This is a genomic window from Clavibacter sp. AC415, from assembly GCF_979252985.1.
In genome coordinates this window covers 15294-38232 of record NZ_CEEDAR010000003.1, presented here as the reverse complement: position 1 = coordinate 38232, position 22939 = coordinate 15294, and the positions used below count along the sequence as shown (strand labels likewise).

Here is a 22939-nt window from a genome sequence, read left to right as displayed (position 1 = left end):
TCTTGGGGTCCTCGTCGACATCGAGATGCCCACCCTCCTCGTGCTGGTGGAGATGGAGCTGCGGGGCGTGGCGACCGACCGCGCCGGGCTCGCGGAGCTCAGCGCGCAGCTGCAGGAGCGCATCACCGACCTCGCCCAGCGCGCGTTCGCGGAGATCGGCAGGGAGATCAACCTCGGATCGCCCGAGCAGCTGCAGGAGGTCCTCTTCGACCAGCTCGGCATGCCGAAGACGCGGGCCAACAAGACGGGCTTCTCGACGGACGCCGGCGCCCTCGCCGACCTCCAGGCGTCGAACCCGCACCCGTTCCTCGACCTCCTCCTCGAGCACCGGGACGCGAGCAAGCTGCGGCAGATCATCCAGACGCTCGAGCGCGGGATCGGGACGACGAGCGTATTCACACCACGTACGTGCAGACCGGCACGACCACGGGCCGCATCTCCTCGAACGACCCGAACCTGCAGAACATCCCGGTGCGCACCGAGGAGGGTCGCCGCATCCAGCGCCATCCGCGTGGGCGAGGGCTTCGTAGACCCTGCTCACGGCCGACTACTCGCAGATCGAGATGCGGATCATGGCGCACCTCTCGGGCGACGAGGGCCTCATCGAGGCGTTCGCGGCGGGGAGGACCTGCACCGGTTCGTGGGATCCCGCATCTTCGTCGTCGAGCGGGCCGACGCCAGCCCGAAGTACGCCCGCACCAAGGTCAAGGCCATGAGCCACGGCCTTCGCTACGGCTGAGCGCCTTCGGGCCGTCCAAGCAGCGGCGATCGCGCTGCTGATCGCAGCTGATGACCAACTTCGCCCGCTCGCCTGCTTCGCCACCACCTCCTGGGTGTGGAGGAGGCGCGTGGCCGGCGAGGATGCAGACCGACCTCGGCCGCCGTCGGTTCCCCGACCTCACCAGCCCGAACCGGGTGCTGCGCGACAACGCCGAGCGCGCCGCGCTCAACGCGCCCATCCAGGGCTCGGCCGCCGACATCATGAAGATCGCGATGATCCGCATCGAGGCCGACATGCGCGAGCGCGGCATGGAGTCGCGCATGCTGCTCCAGGTCCACGACGAGCTCATCCTCGAGGTCGCCGCGGGGGAGTGGGACGCGCTCGAGGCGATCGTCACCGACCGCATGGCCCACGCGGCGGACCTGCGGGTCCCGCTCGAGGTGCAGGTCGGCCGCGGGACTCGTGGGCCGCGGCTGTACCACCGGCGGCGCCCCCGCCGGCCCTTCCACCCCCAGCATGAGGAGCACCAGCGCATGACCCAGGCCCGACTCTCCGACCTCCTCGCGGACGGCTCCATCCGGCTCGCCGCGCACGCCGACGACCGGCAGGACGCCATCCGCCAGGCCGGAGGCGCTGGTGGCGGCGGGTGCCGTCTTCGAGCCCGCCTACGTCGAGGCCATGGTGGAGCGGGAGCGCTCCGTGTCCACGTTCGTGGGCGAGGGCGTCGCCGTCCCGCACGGCACGCTCGCCGCCGGCCGCGACCTGGTGCGGGCCGACGCGATCAGCCTCCTCCGCCTGCCCGACGGCGTCGACTGGGACGGGCACGAGGTCCGCATCGTCATCGGGATCGCCGCCACGGGGCGGCGGTCTACATCGCGCTGCTGTCGCGCCTCGCGGAGATCCTGCTCGACCCGCTCCGCGCCGAGCAGCTGCGCGGCGCGACCGATCCCGCGGCCGTCCGGTCCCTCCTGGGAGCCGGTACGGTCGAGGGATGACGACGACGCCGAGGGCCCCCCGACCGCAGACGGACATCGACCGCATCGCCGAGGGGTGGATCGACACCTCCCTCGAGCTGCACCCCGAGGAGCGGGTCTACCTCGGCCGCCCCGGGCGCGAGGGCGAGTACGGCGACCACTCGCCCGCCGGGCACGCCGCCCACGCGCGGACGCGGCGCGGTCCGTCATCCGGCAGCTCCACGCCGCACGGCCGGTCGACGCGGTGGACGAGGTCACCCGCATGGACCTCACGCGCGAGCTGGAGCTCGACGTCGAGATGCACGACGCGGGCGTCCACCTCTCCGACCGCAACGCTCATCGCCTCGCCCGCCCAGGGCATCCGCGAGGTGTTCGACATCTCCCCGACCGCGACCGAGGGCGACTGGGAGCACGTCGCGACGCGCCTCGGCAACGTCGCCGGCGCGGTCGACGGCTACATCGAGACGCTGCGCGAGGGCGTGCGCCGCGGCCAGGTGCCCGCGAAGCGCCAGATCCGCGAGGTCCTCGGCCAGGTGCAGCGCCAGGCCGCGCCCGACGGCTTCTTCCGCGGCTTCGCCGAGGAGGCGCTACCGACGCCGGCGAGCTGCCCGCGTCCCTCCGGCAGCGACCTCGGCGCCCGTGCCGAGGAGGCCCGCTCCGCCTACGAGCGCCTCGCGGCGTTCCTCGGCTCCGAGCTCGAGCCCGCCGGCCGCGACGCCGACGCCGTGGGCCGGGAGCAGTACGCGCTCCGCTCCCTGGTCGTTCCTCGGCGCGGAGGTCGACCTCGACGAGACCTACAGTTGGGCGTGGGCGAGCTCGCCCGCATGGTCGAGGAGCAGGAGTCCATCGCCCGGGAGATCCTCCCGGGCGCGAGCGTCCTGGAGGCCATCGCGCACCTCGACGGCGACGCGTCGCGCAAGCTCCACGGCACGGACGCCCTCCGGGCCTGGATGCAGGAGACGAGCGACCGCGCCGTCGAGGAGCTCGGACGCACGCACTTCGACATCCCCGAGGAGATCCGCGCCCTCGAGTGCATGATCGCCCCCACGCAGGAGGGCGGCATCTACTACTCCGGCCCCGCGGACGACTGCAGCCGCCCGGGCCGCATGTGGTGGTCCGTGCCCGAGGGCGTCACCCAGTTCGACACCTGGCGCGAGCTCACCACCGTCTACCACGAGGGCGTCCCCGGGCATCACCTGCAGATCGCGCAGGCCACCTACAACAAGGCCGAGCTGAACACGTGGCGCCGCTTCGCGGGCACCTCGGGGCACGCGGAGGGCTGGGCGCTGTACGCCGAGCGCCTCATGCAGGAGCTCGGCTACCTCGACGATCCGGCCGACCGCCTCGGCATGCTCGACGGCCAGCGCATGCGCGCCGCGCGCGTGGTGCTCGACATCGGCGTCCACCTCGGCAAGCGCGTGCCCGACGGCGACGCCGTCTGGGACGCGGACTTCGCCTTCGACTTCATGGGCCGGAACGTCAACATGGACCCGTTGTTCGTGCGCTTCGAGGTCAACCGGTACCTCGGCTGGCCGGGCCAGGCGCCCTCCTACAAGGTCGGTCAGCGCATCTGGGAGGACCTCCGGTACGAGACGCGCCGCCGCGAGGGCGACGCCTTCGACATCCGCGAATTCCACCGCCGGGCGCTCGACATCGGCGGCGTCGGCCTCGACACGCTGCGGGTCGCGGTCCTCCGCTGATCGTCCGGGCACGCGCCGCGTGACGGTCCCGCGCGGCGCGGTTGTCCCGCCTCCCGGGCCGGGTCTGAAGATCGACTGTCGCACTTCTGCGACGACCCATCCGTCCGCCGCTCGACCGGTACCCGCGCGGGTCCGCGTCCGCGGCCTTATTCATGCCCATCCTGGAGCACTAACTACATGACAATCGCAACGACCGACAAGGCGCCCAAGCAGGTCGCGATCAACGACATCGGATCTGCTGAGGACTTCCTCGCCGCGGTCGAGAAGACACTGAAGTTCTTCAACGACGGGGACCTCATCGAGGGCACCGTCGTGAAGATCGATCGGGACGAGGTCCTGATCGACGTCGGCTACAAGACCGAGGGCGTCATCCCCTCGCGTGAGCTGTCCATCAAGCACGACGTCGACCCCACGGAGGTCGTCAAGGTCGGCGACACCGTCGAGGCCCTCGTCCTCCAGAAGGAGGACAAGGAAGGCCGTCTGATCCTGTCGAAGAAGCGCGCGCAGTACGAGCGCGCGTGGGGCGACGTGGAGAAGATCAAGGAGTCCGACGGCGTCGTCACCGGCACCGTCATCGAGGTCGTCAAGGGCGGCCTCATCGTCGACATCGGCCTCCGCGGCTTCCTCCCGGCCTCGCTCATCGAGCTGCGCCGCGTCCGCGACCTCACGCCGTACCTCGGCCAGGAGATCGAGGCCAAGATCCTCGAGCTCGACAAGAACCGCAACAACGTGGTCCTGTCGCGCCGCGCCCTGCTCGAGCAGACGCAGTCCGAGAGCCGCAGCACGTTCCTCAACAACCTCCAGAAGGGCCAGGTCCGCAAGGGCGTGGTCTCCTCGATCGTCAACTTCGGTGCGTTCGTGGACCTGGGCGGCGTCGACGGGCTCGTGCACGTCTCCGAGCTCAGCTGGAAGCACATCGAGCACGCCAGCGAGGTCGTCGAGGTGGGCCAGGAGGTGACCGTCGAGATCCTCGAGGTCGACCTGGACCGCGAGCGCGTCTCGCTGTCGCTCAAGGCGACGCAGGAGGACCCGTGGCAGGTCTTCGCCCGCACGCACGCCATCGGCCAGGTCGCGCCCGGCAAGGTCACCAAGCTGGTGCCGTTCGGTGCGTTCGTCCGCGTGGCCGAGGGCATCGAGGGCCTCGTGCACATCTCGGAGCTGTCCGGCAAGCACGTCGAGCTCGCCGAGCAGGTCGTGTCCGTCGGCGACGAGGTGTTCGTCAAGGTCATCGACATCGACCTCGAGCGTCGCCGCATCTCGCTGAGCCTCAAGCAGGCCAATGACGGCGTCGACCCCGAGGGCACCGAGTTCGACCCGGCCCTCTACGGCATGCTCACCGAGTACGACGACCAGGGGAACTACAAGTACCCCGAGGGCTTCGACCCGGAGACCAACGAGTGGAAGGAAGGCTTCGAGTCGCAGCGCGAGACCTGGGAGCAGCAGTACGCCGCAGCCCAGGCCCGCTGGGAGGCCCACAAGAAGCAGGTCGCGGCGGCAGCCGAGGCCGAGGCGGCCGACACGGGCATCACGTCCGCCGGCCCCGGCTTCACGAGCGACTCGACGGGCGCCGGAACGCTGGCGGACGACGAGAGCCTCGCCGCCCTGCGCGAGAAGCTGTCCAGCTCGAAGTAGCACCACCCGCACCATGACGAGGCGGCTCTCCCTACCGGGAGAGCCGCCTCCGTCGTCCCCGGCCCCGAGCGCCGCCCATGCCCCGCGCGCCTAGGCTGGGTGGATGCGGAGGATCGGACTGACGGGCGGCATCGCCGCGGGCAAGACGGTGGTGGCCGACCGTCTGGCGGAGCTCGGCGCCGTGCGCATCGACGCCGATCGCCTGGCCCGCGAGGTGGTGGAGCCCGGCACGCCGGCGCTGGCGGAGATCGCGCGCCGCTTCGGCTCGGACGTCATCGCGGCCGACGGCTCGCTGGACCGGCCCGAGCTCGGCGCCGTCGTCTTCCGCGACCCGGACGCCCGTCGCGACCTGGAGGCGATCACGCATCCGGCCGTCCGCGCGCTGTTCGCCCGGCGCATGGCCGAGGCGGAGGAGCAGGACCCGGACGCGGTCGTCGTCTACGACATCCCCCTGCTGGTCGAGTCCGGCCGCGTCGACGAGTTCGACCGGATCGTGGTGGTCCACGCGCCCCGCGAGGAGCGGATCCGACGCCTGGTCGAGCTCCGCGGCATGCCCCCCGAGGAGGCCGAGCGGCGCATCGCCTCGCAGGCCACGGACGCGGAGCGCCTCGCCATCGCGGACGACGTCGTCGACTCCGGAGTCTCGCTGGCGAGCACGCTCGCGCAGACCGATCGGCTGTGGGCGAACCTGTCCGGCGGTGTCGGAGGCCGCTCGTAGACTCGAGGGCATGCAGCCCACCCGGTCCGTGCGTCCCTTCAAGGTCGTCAGCGAGTACTCTCCGAGCGGCGACCAGCCCACGGCCATCGCCGAGCTGGCGGGTCGGGTGAACGCGGGCGAGCCCGACATCGTCCTCCTCGGCGCCACCGGCACCGGCAAGTCCGCCACGGCGGCCTGGCTCATCGAGAAGGTCCAGCGGCCGACGCTCATCCTCGCGCACAACAAGACGCTGGCAGCCCAGCTGGCGACGGAGTTCCGCGAGCTCATGCCCGACAACGCGGTCGAGTACTTCGTCTCCTACTACGACTACTACCAGCCCGAGGCCTACGTCCCGCAGACGGACACGTTCATCGAGAAGGACTCCTCGGTCAACGCCGAGGTCGAGCGCCTGCGCCACTCCACCACGAACTCGCTGCTCAGCCGCCGCGACGTGGTGGTCGTGAGCACGGTGTCCTGCATCTACGGCCTCGGGCAGCCCGAGCAGTACATGAACGCGATGGTCGCCCTGCAGGTGGGCATGCAGATCAACCGCGACACGCTCATCCGCAAGTTCGTCTCCATGCAGTACCAGCGCAACGACGTCGACTTCTCCCGCGGCAACTTCCGCGTGCGGGGCGACACCATCGAGATCATCCCGATGTACGAGGAGCTGGCCATCCGCATCGAGATGTTCGGCGACGAGATCGAGGCGCTCTACACGCTGCACCCCCTCACGGGCGACGTGGTCCGGAAGATGGACTCGGTGTCCGTCTTCCCCGGCTCCCACTACGTCGCGGAGACCGAGGTCATGCAGCGCGCCATCGGCACCATCCAGCAGGAGCTGGAGGAGCGCCTGGCGGTGCTCGAGCGCGAGGGCAAGCTCCTCGAGGCGCAGCGCCTCCGGATGCGCACCAACTTCGACATCGAGATGATGCAGCAGATCGGCTTCTGCTCCGGCATCGAGAACTACTCGCGCCACATCGACGGGCGCGACGCGGGGGAGGCCCCGCACTGCCTCCTCGACTACTTCCCGGACGACTTCCTCGTCGTCATCGACGAGTCCCACGTCACGGTGCCGCAGATCGGCGCCATGTTCGAGGGCGACTCGTCGCGCAAGCGCACGCTCGTGGAGCACGGCTTCCGCCTCCCGAGCGCGCTCGACAACCGGCCGCTGAAGTGGAACGAGTTCACGGAGCGCGTCGGCCAGACCGTGTACATGTCGGCGACGCCCGGCAAGTACGAGCTCGGCATGGGCGACGGCGTCGTGGAGCAGATCATCCGCCCCACCGGGCTCATCGACCCGGCCATCGTGGTGAAGCCCACGAAGGGCCAGATCGACGACCTGCTGGAGCAGATCCGCGTCCGCGTCGAGAAGGACGAGCGCATCCTCGTCACCACGCTCGACGAAGAAGATGGCGGAGGAGCTCACCGACTACTTCGCCGAGGCGGGCGTGCGCGTGCGCTACCTCCACTCGGACGTGGACACGCTCCGACGCGTCGAGCTCCTGTCCGAGCTGCGCGCGGGCATCTACGACGTGCTGGTCGGCATCAACCTCCTGCGCGAGGGCCTCGACCTCCCCGAGGTCTCGCTCGTCGCCATCCTCGACGCCGACAAGGAGGGGTTCCTCCGGTCGTCGACCTCGCTCATCCAGACCATCGGCCGCGCGGCGCGCAACGTCTCGGGCGAGGTGCGCATGTACGCGGACGTGCTGACGGACAGCATGAAGCGCGCCATCGAGGAGACCGACCGTCGTCGCGAGAAGCAGGTCGCGTACAACCTCGAGCACGGCATCGACCCGACCCCGCTGCGCAAGCGCATCGCGGACATCACGGAGATCCTGGCGCGCGAGGGCGAGGACACCAAGAAGATGCTCGAGGGGCGCGGGGGCGGCAAGCGGTCGCCCACGCCGAACCTGCGACGCGAGGGCAAGGCGGCCGCGGGCGCGAACGAGCTGGAGACGATCATCTCCGACCTCAACGACCAGATGCTCCAGGCGGCCGGCGAGCTCAAGTTCGAGCTGGCCGCCCGGGCTTGCGCGACGAGCTCGGCGACCTGAAGCGGGAGCTGCGGCAGATGGAGAAGGCGGGCCACCTGTCCTGATCGCCGGCGAGCACGGGCCGGCGGCGGAGGAGGTGGGCGCGCTCTCCGCCGTCGGTCGTGTCGGTGGCGACGCATACGATGGACAGGTGTCAATCTCCCCCGTCGAGTCCTCCTCCCTCCTCAGCGTGCGCGGTGCGCGCGTGCACAACCTCCGCGACGTCGACCTCGACATCCCGCGCGACTCGCTCGTCGTCTTCACCGGGTCTGCCGGGCTCCGGCAAGTCCTCCCTCGCCTTCGACACGATCTTCGCGGAGGGGCAGCGCCGCTACGTCGAGTCGCTCTCCGCGTACGCCCGCCAGTTCCTCGGCCAGGTCGACACTGGCCGAGACGATCGACTTCATCGAGGGCCTGAGCCCCGCGGTCTCCATCGACCAGAAGTCCACGAACCGCAACCCGCGCTCGACCGTGGGCACCATCACCGAGATCTTCGACTACATGCGCCTGCTCTGGGCGCGCATCGGGGTCGCCCACTGCCCCACCTGCGGGGAGCGCATCTCACGCCAGACCGTGCAGCAGATCGCCGACCAGCTCATGGAGCTCGAGCCCGGCACCCGCTACCAGGTGGTCAGCCCCATCGTTTCGCAGAAGAAGGGCGAGTTCGTCGACCTCTTCGCCGAGCTCGCATCCGGCGGCTACTCGCGTGCCATCGTCGACGGCGAGCTCATCCAGCTCAGCTCGCCGCCGAAGCTGAAGAAGCAGTACAAGCACGACATCTCGGTCGTGGTCGACCGCCTCGTCGCCAACGAGGACATCCTGGGCTCGCCTGACGTGCCTTTCGCTGGAGACCGCGCTCCGCCTCACCGACGGCATCGTCATGATCGACTTCGTCGACGTCGACGGCCCCGGGGGTCTCCGCACGTACTCCGAGAAGCTGTCCTGCCCGAACAACCACCCGATCCAGCTCACCGAGATCGAGCCGCGCACCTTCTCGTTCAACGCGCCCTTCGGCGCCTGCCCGGAGTGCTCGGGCCTCGGTACGCGCATGTCGGTCGACCAGGAGCTCCTCATCGGCGACGAGACGCTGAGCATCGCGGACGGCGTCATCCTCCCGTGGACCACGCAGGGCAAGGGCCTCTTCCAGTACTACGAGAAGCTCCTCGCCGGGCTTGCCCGCGACCTCAAGTTCTCCCTCACGACGCCCTGGCGGAAGCTGTCGGAGGAGGTCCGCGAGGCGGTGCTCCGCGGCAACGACTTCGAGGTGCAGGTCAAGTGGAAGAACCGCTACGGGCGGGAGATGACCTACTCGTCCGGCTTCGAGGGCGTCATGCCGTACATCGAGCGCCAGTTCGCCCAGGCGGAGACCGACAACCAGCGTGCGCGGTGGGGGCAGTACCTCCGGGAGATCCCGTGCCCCGTATGCGACGGCAAGCGCCTGAAGCCCGAGGTGCTCGCCGTCCTCGTCCACGGGGCGAACATCGCGGACGTGGCGGAGATGAGCCTGTCCGACGCGCAGGAGTTCATGGCGCAGCTCGAGCTCACCGACCGCGAGGCGCACATCGCCGCGCAGGTTCTGCGGGAGATCCGGGTGCGCCTCGAGTTCCTCATCGAGGTGGGGCTCAACTACCTGAACCTGGCCCGCGCCGCGGCGTCGCTCTCGGGCGGGGAGGCGCAGCGCATCCGCCTGGCCACTCAGATCGGGTCCGGGCTCACCGGCGTGCTCTACGTGCTCGACGAGCCGAGCATCGGCCTGCACCAGCGCGACAACCGCCGGCTCATCGAGACCCTGGTGAAGCTGCGCGACCTCGGCAACACGCTCATCGTCGTCGAGCACGACGAGGACACGATCCGCACGGCCGACTGGATCGTCGACATCGGCCCGGGCGCCGGCGTCAACGGCGGCAAGGTCGTCCACTCCGGCTCGTACGCCGGGCTCATCGAGAACCGCGAGTCGCTCACGGGCGACTACCTCGCGGGCCGCAAGGCCATCGCGACGCCCGCCAAGCGCCGGAGGATCGACCGGAAGCGCCAGATCCAGGTCGTCGGCGCGCGCGCCAACAACCTGCAGAACGTCACGGCCGCGTTCCCGCTCGGCACGCTCACCGCGGTCACGGGCGTCAGCGGATCGGGCAAGTCGTCGCTCGTGAACGACATCCTCTACCGGGTGCTCGCCAACGAGCTCAACGGCGCCCGCAAGGTCCCGGGCAAGCACTCGCGCGTCACAGGCCTCGAGAACCTCGACAAGGTCGTGCACGTCGACCAGAACCCGATCGGCCGCACCCCGCGCTCCAACCCCGCGACCTACACCGGCGTGTTCGACCGCATCCGCACGCTCTTCGCCGAGACCACCGAGGCGAAGGCCCGCGGCTACCTCCCCGGCCGCTTCAGCTTCAACGTCAAGGGCGGCCGCTGCGAGGCGTGCTCGGGCGACGGCACCATCAAGATCGAGATGAACTTCCTGCCGGACGTGTACGTGGCCTGCGAGGTCTGCGGCGGAGCGCGATACAACCGCGACACCCTCAGCGTCCACTACAAGGGGAAGAGCATCGCCGAGGTGCTCGACATGTCCATCAGCGAGGCGGCGGAGTTCTTCGAGCTGATCCAGGCCATCCACCGCTTCATGAAGACGCTCGTCGACGTGGGCCTCGGCTACGTGCGGCTGGGGCAGAGCGCCACCACCCTGTCCGGTGGCGAGGCGCAGCGCGTCAAGCTGTCGACGGAGCTGCAGCGGCGGTCGAACGGCCGGAGCGTCTACGTCCTCGACGAGCCGACCACGGGCCTCCACTTCGAGGACGTGCGGAAGCTCCTGCTGGTGCTCAACGGGCTGGTCGACAAGGGCAACACGGTCATCGTCATCGAGCACAACCTCGATGTCATCAAGTCCGCCGACTGGCTGATCGACATGGGCCCCGAGGGCGGCGCCGGCGGCGGGACGGTCCTCGCGACCGGCACGCCGGAGCACCTCGCGACGGTGCCGGAGAGCTACACCGGCGGGTTCCTCCGCGAGGTCCTCGACGCCGAGGCCGAGGCGGCCGCGGTCGAGTCCCAGCGTGCGCGCGAGGAGCGCGCGGCCGGCTGATGGCCCGCACCGACACCGTCGGGTACCGTCCGGCGGCGGGGGAGATCCCGACGTCGCCAGGCGTCTACCGGTTCCGCGACGCCGGCGGCCGCGTGCTCTACGTGGGCAAGGCGAACAACCTCCGCGCCCGCCTCGCCAACTACTTCGCTCCTCTGCACAGCCTGCACGAGCGCACGCGCCGCATGGTCACCTCCGCGGCCGGCGTGGAGTGGACCGTGGTCGGCAGCGAGTTCGAGGCGCTCCAGCTCGAGTTCACCTGGATCAAGGAGTTCGACCCGCCCTTCAACGTCAAGTTCCGGGACGACAAGTCGTACCCGTACCTCGCCGTGACGCTGGGGGAGGACTACCCGCGCGTCATGGTCACCCGCAACCGCAAGATCCGCGGCGCCAAGTACTTCGGCCCGTACACGAAGGTGTGGGCGATCCGCGAGACGGTCGACCACATGCTCAAGGTGTTCCCCATGCGCTCCTGCTCGGAGAGCACGTTCAAGCGGGCGCGGCAGACCAACCGGCCGTGCCTGCTGGGCGACATCGGCCGCTGCGCGGCGCCCTGCGTCGGTCGCGTCTCGGAGGAGGAGCACCGCGAGATCGCGGACGACTTCGTGAGCTTCATGGCCGGCAACGACTCGAAGTACGTGGGCCAGCTCACCCAGCGGATGAAGGACGCCGCGGCGGAGATGGACTACGAGGCCGCGGCACGGCACCGGGACGACATCGGCGCGCTGGAGGCGGCGCTGTCCAAGACCGCCGTCGTGTTCGACGACCGCGTCGACGCCGACGTGTTCGGCATCGCCGCGGACGAGCTGGCGGCGGCCGTGCAGCAGTTCATGGTCCGCGGCGGCCGCATCCGGGGCACGCGCACCTGGGTCGTCGACAAGGAGCTCGACATCGGCATCGGCGAGCTCGTCGAGACCGTCCTCCACAACGCCTACGAGGACGAGGCCCACCCGCCGCGGGAGGTCCTGGTCCCGGAGCTCCCGGCGGACGCCGCCGAGCTGGAGCTGTGGCTCAGCCAGCGTCGGGCCGCCGGCGAGGACGACGGCACGGTCCGGCGCGGCCGGCCGAGCTCCTGGCAGGTGGACCTCCGGGTCGCGCAGCGCGGCGACAAGGCGGCGCTCGCCCAGACCGCCGCCACCAACGCGCAGAACGCGCTCATGCTCTACAAGACGCGGCGCAGCTCCGACTTCACGACGCGGTCGAAGGCCCTCGCGGACATCCAGGAGGCGCTGGGCATGCCCGACGCCCCCCTGCGGATGGAGTGCTACGACGTCTCGCACCTCAGCGGCACCAACATCGTCGCGTCGATGGTCGTCTTCGAGGACGGCCTCCCGCGCAAGGACCAGTACCGGCGCTTCAACATCGCCGACTCCACGGACGACACCGAGTCCATCCACCAGGTCATCACCCGGCGGCTGGCGTACCTCGGCAAGGAGGCGGAGGTGCCGGCCGACGCCGCGCCGCCCGAGCTCGGGGAGGCGCCGCCGGTCAACAGGTTCTCCTACAGCCCGAACCTGCTCATCGTCGACGGCGGCCAGCCGCAGGTCGCCGCCGCGCAGCGTGCGCTCGAGGAGTCCGGCGTGACGGGGATCCAGCTCGCCGGCATCGCGAAGCGCCTGGAGGAGATCTGGCTGCCCGACTCGGACTACCCGATCATCCTGCCGCGCAACAGCGACGCGCTCTTCCTCATCCAGCGCATCCGCGACGAGGCGCACCGCTTCGCCATCACGCACCAGCGCGCCCGTCGGAAGCGCGACATCACGTCGGTGCTCAACGAGATCCCGGGTCTCGGTCCGTCGCGGGTCCAGCGCCTGCTCCAGCAGTTCGGCTCGGTCGCCAAGCTCAAGCAGGCGGAGGTCGAGGAGATCGCGGCCGTCCGCACGATCGGGCCGACGCTCGCGCAGGCCGTCTACGAGCGGCTCCGCTCGTGATCCGGGTCCGCGGACGGCGTGTCGCGGGTCCCGCCAGACTCGACCCACAGACCAGCGCGACGAGAGGTGCATGCCGGCATGAGCGTGGAGATCCCCCAGCAGGACGTCATGATCGTGACGGGGATGTCCGGCGCGGGCCGCTCCACCGTCGGCAACGCGCTGGAGGACCTCGGCTGGTACGTCGTCGACAACCTCCCGCCGCAGATGCTCAAGCCCCTCGTCGAGCTGGCCGGCCGCGCGGGCACGTCGCTGCCCAAGATCGCCGCGGTGGTCGACGTGCGCGGCGGCGACTTCTTCTCCGAGCTGCGCGACGTCCTGCAGACCTTCGGCACGGGTCCTCGGCTCCGCGTCCTGTTCCTCGAGGCCACGGACGCGGCGCTCGTGCGCCGCTTCGAGCAGGTGCGTCGGCCGCACCCCCTGCAGGGCAACGGGACGCTCCTGGACGGCATCGCGGCCGAGCGCGCCCGGATGATCGAGATCCGCGAGGCCAGCGACCTCGTCATCGACACGTCCGAGCTCAACATCCACCAGCTGGCCACGACCGTCACCGAGCAGTTCAGCGGGGCCGACGACGCCGGCGTCCGCGTCACCGTCATGAGCTTCGGCTTCAAGTACGGGACGCCCGCGGACGCCGACATGGTGGCCGACATGCGCTTCCTGCCGAACCCGTTCTGGACCCGGAGTCTCGCCGCTCACCGGCCGCGACAAGGCCGTCAGCGACTACGTGCTGGGCCAGGAGGGCGCCGAGGAGTTCGTCCACGCGTACGCCCGGGCCCTCGCCCCGGTGCTCGCCGGGTACCAGCGGGAGAACAAGAGACACGCTACGATCGCTATCGGCTGTACCGGCGGCAAGCACCGCTCGGTGGCCGTCGCCGAGGAGCTCACCAGCCTCCTCCGCGCCCTTCCCGGCGTCGCTGTCAGCACCAAGCACCGCGACCTCGGCCGGGAGTAGGGCACCCATCTCATCAAGGGAGTAAGCATTTGCCTCTGACCTCGGACGTCAAGGAAGAACTGTCACGCGTCGAGGTCAGCAAGACCACGGTGAGGGCTGCCGAGCTGGCCACGATCCTCCGCTTCTCCGGCGGTCTGCACCTCATCTCGAACCGCATCGCCGTGGAGTCCGAGCTCGACACGCCTCTCCTCGCCCGCCGCGTGCGCAAGGACCTGGCCGAGCTCTACGGGGTCCGCAGCGACATCTCCGTGATCCCCGCGTCCGGGATGCGCCGCGCCACGCACTACCTCGTCCGCGTCATGGAGGGCGGCGAGACCCTGGCCCGGCAGACGGGCCTCCTCGACGCGCGACGCCGGCCCATCCGCGGCCTCCCCAACCGACTCACCACGGGCTCGCGCGAGGAGATCGCCGCCGTGTGGCGCGGCGCCTTCCTCGCGGCCGGCACGCTCACCGATCCCGGTCGCTCGGCAGCCCTCGAGGTGACCTGCCCCGGCAACGAGGCGGCGATGGCCCTCGTCGGCGCCGCCGGCCGCCTCGACGTGAGCGCGAAGGCCCGCGAGGTCCGCGGGGTGCATCGCGTCGTGATCCGCGACGGCGACGCCATCGGCCAGATGCTCCGGGCCATGGGCGCGCAGGGCACGGTCGTCAACTGGGAGGAGATGCGGCAGCGTCGCGAGGTGCGCGCCACCGCCAACCGCCTGGTCAACTTCGACGACGCGAACCTCCGCCGCTCCGCGCAGGCGGCCGTCGCCGCGTGCGCGCGGGTGGAGCGGGCGATGGAGATCCTGGGGCCCGACATCCCGGAGCACCTCAAGTACGCCGGCGACCTGCGCCTGCGCTTCCGCGACTCGAGCCTCGACGAGCTGGGCCACCACGCCGATCCGCCCATGACCAAGGACGCGGTCGCCGGGCGCATCCGCCGCCTTCTGGCGATGGCGGACAAGAAGGCCGTCGACGAGGGGCTGCCCGGTACCGACGCCAACCTCCCGGCCGACCTCGACGACGTCTGATCCGCCTCGGCTGCCCGCGGCAGGCGGCGCTGTCCCCGGCGGGCTGCGGGCGGGATCCGCTCGACGTCCGGCGTCATCCGGCCAGGTCCCGCGGAGGGCCGCCGGACTAGACTCGATCCGTCACCCACCCCCGGCCTCTGGCCGGGAGCCCCCGGGCAATGAAGAGGAGATACACCTATGGCTGACTACACTCTCGTCGACCTCCCGTACGACTACTCGGCCCTCGAGCCGAGCATCAGCGGCCGCATCATGGAGCTGCACCACGACAAGCACCACAAGACCTACGTCGACGGCGCGAACACCGCCCTCGTCAAGCTGCAGGAGGCGCGCGACGCCGGCGACCTGACGTTCGTCAACAAGCTGCAGAAGGACCTCGCGTTCAACCTCGCGGGCCACGTGAACCACACGGTGTTCTGGAACAACCTCAGCCCCGCCGGCGGCGACAAGCCCACCGGCGAGCTCGCCGCGGCCATCGACGAGTTCTTCGGCTCGGTACGACAAGTTCCAGGCCCACTTCACGGCCTCCGCCCTCGGCATCCAGGGCTCCGGCTGGAGCATCCTCGCGTGGGACTCGCTCGGCCAGAAGCTCATCATCGAGCAGCTGTACGACCACCAGGGCAACCTCGCCGCGGCGACCGTGCCGATCCTGCTTCTCGACATGTGGGAGCACGCCTTCTACCTCGACTACGTCAACGTGAAGGCCGACTACGTCAAGGCGTTCTGGAACATCGTCAACTGGGCCGACGTGCAGGCGCGCTTCGAGGCAGCCCGCACCAAGACGCAGGGCCTCTTCCTCCTCTCGTAGGCGCCTCCGCGGGCGGCCGGCCGGGAGACCCCGGCCGCCCGCGGATCCCGCACGCCAGGACTCCCGCACCCGAACCTCCATCACCCACCGCCGCCCCCGAGCGTGCAGAACATCAGGAGAACACGTGACCGTCAAGATCGGCATCAACGGCTTCGGCCGCATCGGCCGCAACTACTTCCGCGCAGCGCTCGCCAAGGGCAGCGACATCGAGATCGTCGCGGTGAACGACCTCACCGACAACAAGGCCCTCGCTCACCTGCTCAAGTACGACTCCATCACCGGCCGCCTCGACGCGACGGTCGAGCTCGACGGCGACAACATCGTCGTCAACGGCAAGGCGATCCGCGTGCTCGAGGAGCGCGACCCCGCCAACCTCCCCTGGGGCGAGCTGGGCGTCGAGATCGTCATCGAGTCCACGGGCCGCTTCACGAAGGCGGAGGACGCGCGCAAGCACATCACCGCCGGCGCCAAGAAGGTCCTCGTCTCCGCGCCCGCCACGGGCGACAACGTCGCGACGCTCGTCCTCGGCGTCAACGAGGGCACCTACGACCCCGCCACCCACGACGTGATCTCCAACGCGTCCTGCACCACGAACTGCCTCGCGCCCCTCGCCAAGGTCTTCCTCGACGAGTTCGGCATCGAGCGCGGCCTCATGACGACGGTCCACGCCTACACCGCCGACCAGAACCTGCAGGACGGCCCGCACAGCGACCTCCGTCGCGCGCGCGCCGCCGCGGTCAACATCATCCCCACGTCGACGGGTGCCGCCAAGGCGCTCGGCCTCGTGATCCCGGAGCTCGTCGGCAAGCTCGACGGCTACGCCCTTCGCGTGCCCGTGCCCACCGGCTCGATCACCGACCTCACCATCGAGACCACGGCCAACGTCACGGTCGAGCAGGTCAACGCCGCCTACAAGGCTGCAGCCGAGGGCCCGCTCAAGGGCATCCTCAAGTACACCGAGGACCCGATCGTCTCGAGCGACATCGTGAACGACCCGCACTCCTCCATCTTCGACGCCGGCCTCACGAAGGTCATCGGCTCGCAGGTCAAGGTCGCGTCGTGGTACGACAACGAGTGGGGCTACTCCAACCGCCTCGTCGACCTCACCGAGTACGTCGCCGATCGCCTGTAACCGGCCGTGGCACTCCGCACCATCGACTCCCTGGGGGACCTCCGGGGTCGTCGCGTCATCGTGCGCTGCGACCTCAACGTCCCCCTTAAGGACGGCGTGATCGGAGACGACGGGCGCATCCGCGCCTCGCTGGGGACCCTCACGGGTCTCCGCGAGGCCGGCGCGCGCGTCGTCGTGATCTCGCACCTGGGCCGGCCCGACGGCACGCCGGATGAGAAGTACACCCTGCGGCCCGTCGCGACGCGCCTCGGCGAGCTGCTCGACGCCGACGTCGCGTTCGCGACGGACACCGTGGGCGACTCCGCCCGCGCCGCCGTCGGCGCGCTCGGCGACGGCGATGTCGTCGTGCTCGAGAACCTGCGCTTCCATGCGGAGGAGACGAGCAAGGACGAGTCCGTCCGCCGCGGCTTCGCGGAGTCGATCGCCGAGCTGGGGGACGCGTTCGTGTCCGACGGCTTCGGTGTCGTCCACCGCAAGCAGGCCAGCGTGTTCGAGCTGGCCTCCGTCCTCCCCAGCGCCGCCGGATCGCTCATCGCGAGCGAGCTCGAGGTGCTGGACCGCCTGACGGAGAACCCGGAGCGGCCCTACACGGTCGTCCTCGGCGGCTCCAAGGTGTCCGACAAGCTCGGCGTCATCGGCCACCTCCTGCCGCGCGTCGACTCGCTGCTCATCGGCGGCGGGATGCTCTTCACCTTCCTCAAGGCGCAGGGCCATGCGGTCGGATCCAGCCTCCTCGAGGAGGACCAGGTCGAGACCGTCAAGGGCTACCTGGCCGAGGCGGAGGAGCGCGGCGTCAAGATCGTGCTCCCCACCGACGTGGTGGTCGCCGACGGGTTCTCCGCCGACGCCGCGCACGAGGTCACGCGTGCGGACGCCATCGAGCAGACGCCCGCGGGCGGGAAGGGGCTCGGGCTCGACATCGGCCCCGAGACCGCCGAGGCGTTCGCCACCATCATCCGCGGCTCGACCACGGTGTTCTGGAACGGGCCCATGGGCGTCTTCGAGCTGGAGCCGTTCGCGGCCGGCACGAAGACGGTCGCCGACGCGCTCACCCGCGTCGAGGGGCTGTCCGTGGTCGGAGGCGGCGACAGCGCCGCCGCCGTCCGAGCGCTCGGATTCGATGATGACCGCTTCGGTCACATCTCGACCGGAGGCGGCGCGAGCCTCGAGTTCCTCGAGGGGAAGCGCCTGCCAGGACTGGAGGTCCTCGGATGGCAGTGACGGATCACCCCGGCGGGGCGCACGCCCCTCATCGCGGGCAACTGGAAGATGAACCTGGACCACCTCCAGGCCATCGCCTTCGTGCAGAAGCTCGCCTGGAGCCTCAAGGACGCGAAGCACGACTACGCGGAGGCGGAGGTCGCGGTGTTCCCGCCGGCCACCGACATCCGCAGCGTGCAGACGCTCGTGTCGGCGGACAAGCTGGAGATCGCCTACGGCGGGCAGGACGTCTCGGAGCACGAGTCGGGCGCGTACACGGGGGAGATCTCCGCGGCGTTCCTGGCGCAGCTCGCCTGCCGCTACGTGATCGTCGGCCACTCGGAGCGACGCACGCTGCACGGGGAGACCGACGAGCAGGTGGCCGCCAAGTCGAAGGCGGCCGTCGCGCACGGCATCGTCCCCGTGATCTGCGTGGGCGAGACCGCGGCCGACCTCGAGGAGCACGGCGCCAGCGCCGTCCCCGTGGCCCAGCTGCGCGTCGCTCTGCAGGGGCTCGAGAAGGGCGCCGACGTCGTCGTCGCCTACGAGCCCGTGTGGGCCATCGGGTCCGGCGTCGCCGCGACCCCCGAGCAGGCGCAGCAGGTGGCGGCTCCGCTCCGCGCGGTCGTCGCCGAGATCCTGGGCGACGAGGCCGCGAAGGCGACGCGCATCCTCTACGGCGGCTCGGTCAAGTCCGGCAACATCGCGGGCTTCCTCCGCGAGCCGGACGTGGACGGCGCGCTCGTCGGCGGCGCGAGCCTCGACGTGCAGGAGTTCTCCGCCATCGCGCGGTTCCGCTCGCACATCGGCGTCTGATCCGCTCACCCGCTCCGAGCCGTCCGCGCCCCTCCGGGCGCGGACGGCTCGCCGCATCCAGCCGCCCGCTATAATCGACAACGGCCCATCGGCCGTTCACCGGCTCGGTCTCGGCCACAGCACCGCGCACCCGAAAGGCCGCACGTGGAAATCCTCCAGGTAGTCCTGCAGGTGGTTCTGGGAATCACCAGCCTCCTGCTGACCATGCTCATCCTCCTGCACAAGGGGCGGGGCGGCGGTCTGTCCGACATGTTCGGGGGCGGCACGACGTCGAGCCTCGGCTCGTCGGGCGTGGCCGAGCGCAACCTGAACCGCATCACCGTCATCCTCGGCCTCGTCTGGGTCACGTGCATCGTGGTCCTCGGGCTGATCACCAAGTTCGACACCGGATTGTAGGGAGCAGCCACATGGCATCAGGAGGAAGCGCCATCCGCGGTTCGCGCGTCGGCGCGGGCCCCATGGGCGAGCAGGACCGCGGCTTCCACGCGGAGCGCATCTCGATCTCGTACTGGGACGCCCTCGGCAACGAGACCGTCCGCCACTTCGCGGCGAACCTGCCCGAGGAGGAGATCCCCGAGACCATCGACTCCCCGCAGTCGGGTCTGCCGGCCGGTCGCGACAAGGCGAACCCGCCGTCGGTCGCCAAGCTCGAGCCCTACAAGACGCACCTCGCGTACGTGAAGGAGCGCCGCAGCGAGGAGGAGGCGAGCCAGCTCCTCGAGGAGGCGTTGGAGCAGCTCCGCGCGCGTCGCGGGACGGTCAAGGCCACGAAGTAGCAGCACGCGTCAGCAAGACGCCACGAGGAACGCCCCCGTCCGATTGGACGGGGGCGTTCCTCGTATGGTGCAGGTTCGACGTGCCGCCGGTCGGACCTGCCCCCGGGACGACGGAGGGCGGGCCCCTCAGGACCCGCCCTCCGTCGTCCGGCACGCGCCGGCGTCGTGCGTCAGTAGGACGACAGCATCAGGTTCTCCGGCACGTCCGCGGCGGCCTCCCGGTCGATGAAGAAGACCGTGCGCTTGCGGCCCTTGATCCCGGCGACCGGCACCTCGGTGCGATCGGCACCCGCGAGGGCGAGGCCCAGCGCGAACGCCTTGTCGGGCCCGGCGAGGACCATCCAGATGCGCAGCGAGGAGTTCAGGACCGGCAGCGTGAGCGAGATGCGCTCGGCAGGCGGCTTCGGGCTGTTGCGCACGGCGACCACGGCGGTGTCCATCGTGCGGATGCCGTCGCTGTCCGGGAAGAGCGACGCGACGTGCCCGTCCGGCCCGACGCCGAGGAACGTGATGTCGAAGCGGGGCAGCGACGTGTCGCCGTTGGCGTGCTCGGCGAGCTCCGCCGTGTAGGCCTGCACCGCCTCGTCGAGGCTCATCCCCGCGTCGCTCGCGCCCATGGCGTGGACGTTCTCGGCGGGGACGTCGATGTGGTCGAGCAGAGCCGTGCGCACCGTGGTGTCGTTGCGCTCGGGGTCGCCGTGGGGGAGCCACCGCTCGTCGCCGAACCAGAAGTGGACGCGGGTCCAGTCGACGCTGTCGCGCGCCGCGGACTCGTTGACGGCCGCGAGGATGCTCGGGCCCACCGTCCCCCCGGTGAGGACGACGTTGGCCGTCTCCTCCTCATCCAGGATGTCGACGAGCTTCGTGAGGAAGCGGGCGGCGACGGAGCCGGTCATGGCCTTCTTGTCGGGGTGCACGAGCACCCTGCGGTCGTTCGTCATCGCTCTTCGGAGTCCTTCCGTGCGGTGGTGGACGCGGTGATGTATCCCTGGCCCGCCGTCGCCCGCTCGAGGCCGTGACGGATCACGTCCCCGTAGAGGGAGTCGGGGTCGAGGCGCCGGAGCTCCTCGGCCAGGCAGTCGCGGAGGCTCCGGCGGGGAGGCTCACATCGTGCGTCGGCTGGTTCGGCTGCTTCAGCGTCGCGACGTTCGCGATCGGCCGGTCGAGGTCGATCACGCCCGACGCGCGGTGGAGCCGCACGCCGTGGATGCCGCTCGAGCCGGTGGCCCGGGTGGTGACCTCGTGCAGGACCGGCACCTGGAGCTGCAGTCCGAGCCACGCGGCGAGCAGGACGGTGGAGGGGGAGTCGGCGGCGCCGGACACCTCCACCTGGGTGACGGGCTCGTACGGCGGCTGGTCGAGGACCGCGGCGAGCAGCGCGCGCCACAGCGTGAGCCGCGTCCACGCGAAGTCCGTGTCCCCGGGCGCGTAGGTCTCCGCCAGGTGCTGCAGGGCGACGCGCGGGTTGCTGCTCGTCGACGAGTCGGTGATGCGGCGCTGCGCGATGCGGCCGAGCGGCGACTGGCTGACGACCGCGGGGGCGTCGTGCGGCCACCAGGCGACGACGGGCGCGTCGGGGAGGAGGAGGCCCGTGACCAGGCTCTCCTCGTCCTCGGCGGCCGCGCCGTACACGCGGAGCACGACGACCTCGCTCGCGCCGGCGTCGCCACCCACGCGGATCTCGGCGTCCACGCGGGCCGACTCGGTGGTCGTCTCCGCTGCCGCGCCGCGCTCGGTCGAGATGACGATGACGCGCATGGGGTGCTCGCGCGATGCGTCGTTGGCGGCCTCGATGGCCTCCTCCTCGCTGCCGAGCGAGGTGGAGATCACGAGCGTCAGGACGCGGCCGAGGGCGACGGCACCGCCCTCCTCGCGGATCTTGACGAGCGCCTTCGAGATCTTCGCGGTGGTGGTGTTCGGCAGATCGACTCTCATGGCCGCCTCCAGGTCCGTCCGTCGCGGGCGAGGAGCTCGTCGGCCGAGGCCGGCCCCCAGGTGCCCGGTCGGTACTGCTCGGGCTGGCCCTGCGTGCACCAGAATTCTTCGATGGGGTCCAGGATCTTCCAGCTCAGCTCGACCTCCTGGTGGCGGGGGAAGAGGGGCGGGTCGCCGAGGAGCACGTCCAGGATGAGCCGCTCGTACGCCTCCGGGCTCGCCTCCGTGAAGGCGTGGCCGTAGCCGAAGTCCATGGTCACGTCGCGCACCTGCATCCCCGCCCCCGGCACCTTGGAGCCGAAGCGGATGGTGACGCCCTCGTCGGGCTGCACGCGGATGACGAGCGCGTTCTGGCCGAGGGCCGACGTCTGGTCCTCCGCGAACAGGTTCTGCGGTGCGCGCTTGAACACGACCGCGATCTCCGTCACGCGGCGACCGAGGCGCTTGCCCGCACGCAGGTAGAACGGCACGCCCGACCAGCGGCGGGTGTTGATGTCGAGCCGCATCGCCGCGTAGGTCTCCGTCAGGGACTCGGGGTCCATGCCGTCCTCGTCGAGGAAGCCCACGACCTCCTCGCCGCCCTGCCAGCCGCCGGCGTACTGCCCGCGGGCCGTGGCGGTGGACAGGTCCTTGGGCAGGCGCACCGCGGACAGCACCTTCTCCTTCTCGTCCCGGAGGCTCGACGCGTCGAACGCGACGGGCTCCTCCATGGCCGTGAGGGCGAGGAGCTGCAGGAGGTGGTTCTGGATGACGTCGCGAGCCGCCCCGATGCCGTCGTAGTAGCCGGCACGGCCGCCCACCCCGATGTCCTCGGCCATCGTGATCTGCACGTGGTCCACGTAGTTGGCGTTCCACAGGGGCTCGTAGAGCTGGTTCGCGAAGCGCAGCGCCAGGATGTTCTGGACCGTCTCCTTGCCCAGGTAGTGGTCGATGCGGAACACGGAGTCCGGCGGGAAGACCGTCTCGACGACCGCGTTCAGCTCGCGCGCGGTCTTCAGGTCGCTCCCGAAGGGCTTCTCGATGACGACGCGTCGCCAGTGGCCCTCCTTCTGCTCCGCGAGACCCGAGCGGCGCAGCTGTTCGGTGACCAGCGGGAAGGACTTCGGCGGGATCGACAGGTAGAACGCGTGGTTGCCCATCGTGCCCCGCTCGCGGTCGAGCTCCTCCGTGATCTCCTTCAGCGTCTGGAACGCCTCGTCGTCGTCGAAGGTGCCCTGCACGAAGCGGATGCCCTGCGCAAGCTGACGCCACACGTCCTCGTCGAACTTGGTGCGCGAGTACTGCTTCACGGCCTCGTACACGACCTGCTCGAAGTCCTGGTCCTCCCAGTCCCTCCGGGCGAAGCCGATGAGCGCGAAGCCCGGGGGCAGGAGCCCCCGGTTGGCCAGGTCGTAGACGGCCGGCATCAGCTTCTTGCGCGACAGGTCGCCCGTGACGCCGAAGATGATGAGGCTGCTGGGCCCTGCGATGCGGTTCAGTCGACGATCCGACGGGATCCGCAGGGGATTGAATTCCGGGGTGATATCCACCGGCGACATGTAAC

The 22939-nt window shown here is 70.4% G+C and carries 12 protein-coding genes and 8 pseudogenes; 17 read left to right on the top strand and 3 right to left on the bottom strand.

What is annotated here, in order from left to right; all coding sequences use genetic code 11:
* Positions 1–25 precede the first annotated feature (25 nt).
* The 17 genes and pseudogenes from ACZ411_RS00835 to ACZ411_RS00755 all read left to right on the top strand — a co-directional run bounded on the left by ACZ411_RS00835 (position 26) and on the right by ACZ411_RS00755 (position 19461).
* Positions 26–780 (top strand): annotated as a pseudogene (locus ACZ411_RS00835) (DNA polymerase).
* A 9-nt stretch (positions 781–789) separates the two neighbouring features.
* Positions 790–1122: pseudogene (locus ACZ411_RS00830) on the top strand (DNA polymerase); the annotation flags it as partial.
* 277 nt (positions 1123–1399) lie between these two features.
* Positions 1400–1522 (top strand): annotated as a pseudogene (locus tag ACZ411_RS00825) (PTS sugar transporter subunit IIA); the annotation flags it as partial.
* A 190-nt stretch (positions 1523–1712) separates the two neighbouring features.
* Positions 1713–3395, top strand: a complete 1683-nt coding sequence (locus ACZ411_RS00820; protein WP_464167792.1) for a DUF885 domain-containing protein — start codon at positions 1713–1715, stop codon at positions 3393–3395.
* A gap of 177 nt (positions 3396–3572) precedes the next feature.
* Positions 3573–5027, top strand: a complete 1455-nt coding sequence (rpsA, locus tag ACZ411_RS00815) for a 30S ribosomal protein S1 (RefSeq protein ID WP_012038440.1) — start codon at positions 3573–3575, stop codon at positions 5025–5027.
* Between the two features lie 103 nt (positions 5028–5130).
* The gene (coaE, locus tag ACZ411_RS00810; protein ID WP_464167787.1) at positions 5131–5745 is read left to right on the top strand and encodes a dephospho-CoA kinase; all 615 of its coding nucleotides are present in this window, start codon (positions 5131–5133) and stop codon (positions 5743–5745) included.
* Positions 5746–5755: 10 nt separating this feature from the next.
* Positions 5756–7825, top strand: a pseudogene (uvrB, locus tag ACZ411_RS00805) (excinuclease ABC subunit UvrB).
* 86 nt (positions 7826–7911) lie between these two features.
* Positions 7912–10842 (top strand): annotated as a pseudogene (gene uvrA / locus ACZ411_RS00800) (excinuclease ABC subunit UvrA).
* Complete coding sequence (gene uvrC, locus ACZ411_RS00795) at positions 10842–12770, top strand: excinuclease ABC subunit UvrC (protein ID WP_104289211.1); 1929 nt, start codon at positions 10842–10844, stop codon at positions 12768–12770. Before uvrA ends, uvrC begins: the two are co-directional and overlap by 1 nt.
* A gap of 78 nt (positions 12771–12848) precedes the next feature.
* A pseudogene (gene rapZ / locus ACZ411_RS00790) lies at positions 12849–13722 on the top strand (RNase adapter RapZ).
* 29 nt (positions 13723–13751) lie between these two features.
* Entirely contained in the window at positions 13752–14732 is a 981-nt protein-coding gene (whiA, locus tag ACZ411_RS00785; protein WP_012299318.1) for a DNA-binding protein WhiA, read from the top strand.
* Positions 14733–14909: 177 nt separating this feature from the next.
* Positions 14910–15537, top strand: a pseudogene (locus tag ACZ411_RS00780) (superoxide dismutase).
* Between the two features lie 124 nt (positions 15538–15661).
* Positions 15662–16669: a type I glyceraldehyde-3-phosphate dehydrogenase gene (gap, locus tag ACZ411_RS00775; protein ID WP_043669585.1), complete on the top strand. Its 1008-nt coding sequence runs from the start codon at positions 15662–15664 to the stop codon at positions 16667–16669.
* Positions 16670–16675: 6 nt separating this feature from the next.
* Entirely contained in the window at positions 16676–17890 is a 1215-nt protein-coding gene (locus tag ACZ411_RS00770) for a phosphoglycerate kinase (RefSeq protein ID WP_464167780.1), read from the top strand.
* Positions 17891–17893: 3 nt separating this feature from the next.
* A complete protein-coding gene (tpiA, locus tag ACZ411_RS00765; protein WP_464167794.1) occupies positions 17894–18685 on the top strand; it encodes a triose-phosphate isomerase in 792 nt (263 codons plus the stop codon).
* Between the two features lie 144 nt (positions 18686–18829).
* Positions 18830–19081, top strand: coding sequence for a preprotein translocase subunit SecG (gene secG / locus ACZ411_RS00760; RefSeq protein ID WP_012038429.1), 252 nt, complete (start codon positions 18830–18832; stop codon positions 19079–19081).
* Between the two features lie 11 nt (positions 19082–19092).
* On the top strand, positions 19093–19461 hold the full coding sequence (locus tag ACZ411_RS00755; RefSeq protein ID WP_053774592.1) for an RNA polymerase-binding protein RbpA: 369 nt from the start codon (positions 19093–19095) through the stop codon (positions 19459–19461).
* 170 nt (positions 19462–19631) lie between these two features.
* On the opposite strand, the gene pgl is transcribed toward ACZ411_RS00755, so the two are convergent.
* The 3 genes and pseudogenes from pgl to zwf all read right to left on the bottom strand — a co-directional run bounded on the left by pgl (position 19632) and on the right by zwf (position 22934).
* On the bottom strand, positions 19632–20402 hold the full coding sequence (gene pgl, locus ACZ411_RS00750) for a 6-phosphogluconolactonase (RefSeq protein ID WP_104289215.1): 771 nt from the start codon (positions 20400–20402) through the stop codon (positions 19632–19634).
* Positions 20399–21396 (bottom strand): annotated as a pseudogene (locus ACZ411_RS00745) (glucose-6-phosphate dehydrogenase assembly protein OpcA). The gene pgl and the pseudogene ACZ411_RS00745 overlap by 4 nt, the downstream one beginning before the upstream one ends.
* Positions 21393–22934, bottom strand: coding sequence for a glucose-6-phosphate dehydrogenase (gene zwf, locus ACZ411_RS00740; RefSeq protein WP_464167720.1), 1542 nt, complete (start codon positions 22932–22934; stop codon positions 21393–21395). The pseudogene ACZ411_RS00745 and the gene zwf overlap by 4 nt, the downstream one beginning before the upstream one ends.
* Positions 22935–22939: the final 5 nt, after the last annotated feature.

Excerpts from the sequence above, each read along its gene's own strand:
- ACZ411_RS00820 (WP_464167792.1), top strand. The coding sequence starts at position 1,713 with ATGACGACGACGCCGAGGGCCCCCCGACCGCAGACGGACATCGACCGC.
- rpsA (WP_012038440.1), top strand. The coding sequence starts at position 3,573 with ATGACAATCGCAACGACCGACAAGGCGCCCAAGCAGGTCGCGATCAAC.
- coaE (WP_464167787.1), top strand. The coding sequence starts at position 5,131 with ATGCGGAGGATCGGACTGACGGGCGGCATCGCCGCGGGCAAGACGGTG.
- uvrC (WP_104289211.1), top strand. The coding sequence starts at position 10,842 with ATGGCCCGCACCGACACCGTCGGGTACCGTCCGGCGGCGGGGGAGATC.
- ACZ411_RS00755 (WP_053774592.1), top strand. The coding sequence starts at position 19,093 with ATGGCATCAGGAGGAAGCGCCATCCGCGGTTCGCGCGTCGGCGCGGGC.
- pgl (WP_104289215.1), bottom strand. The coding sequence starts at position 20,402 with ATGACGAACGACCGCAGGGTGCTCGTGCACCCCGACAAGAAGGCCATG.
- zwf (WP_464167720.1), bottom strand. The coding sequence starts at position 22,934 with ATGTCGCCGGTGGATATCACCCCGGAATTCAATCCCCTGCGGATCCCG.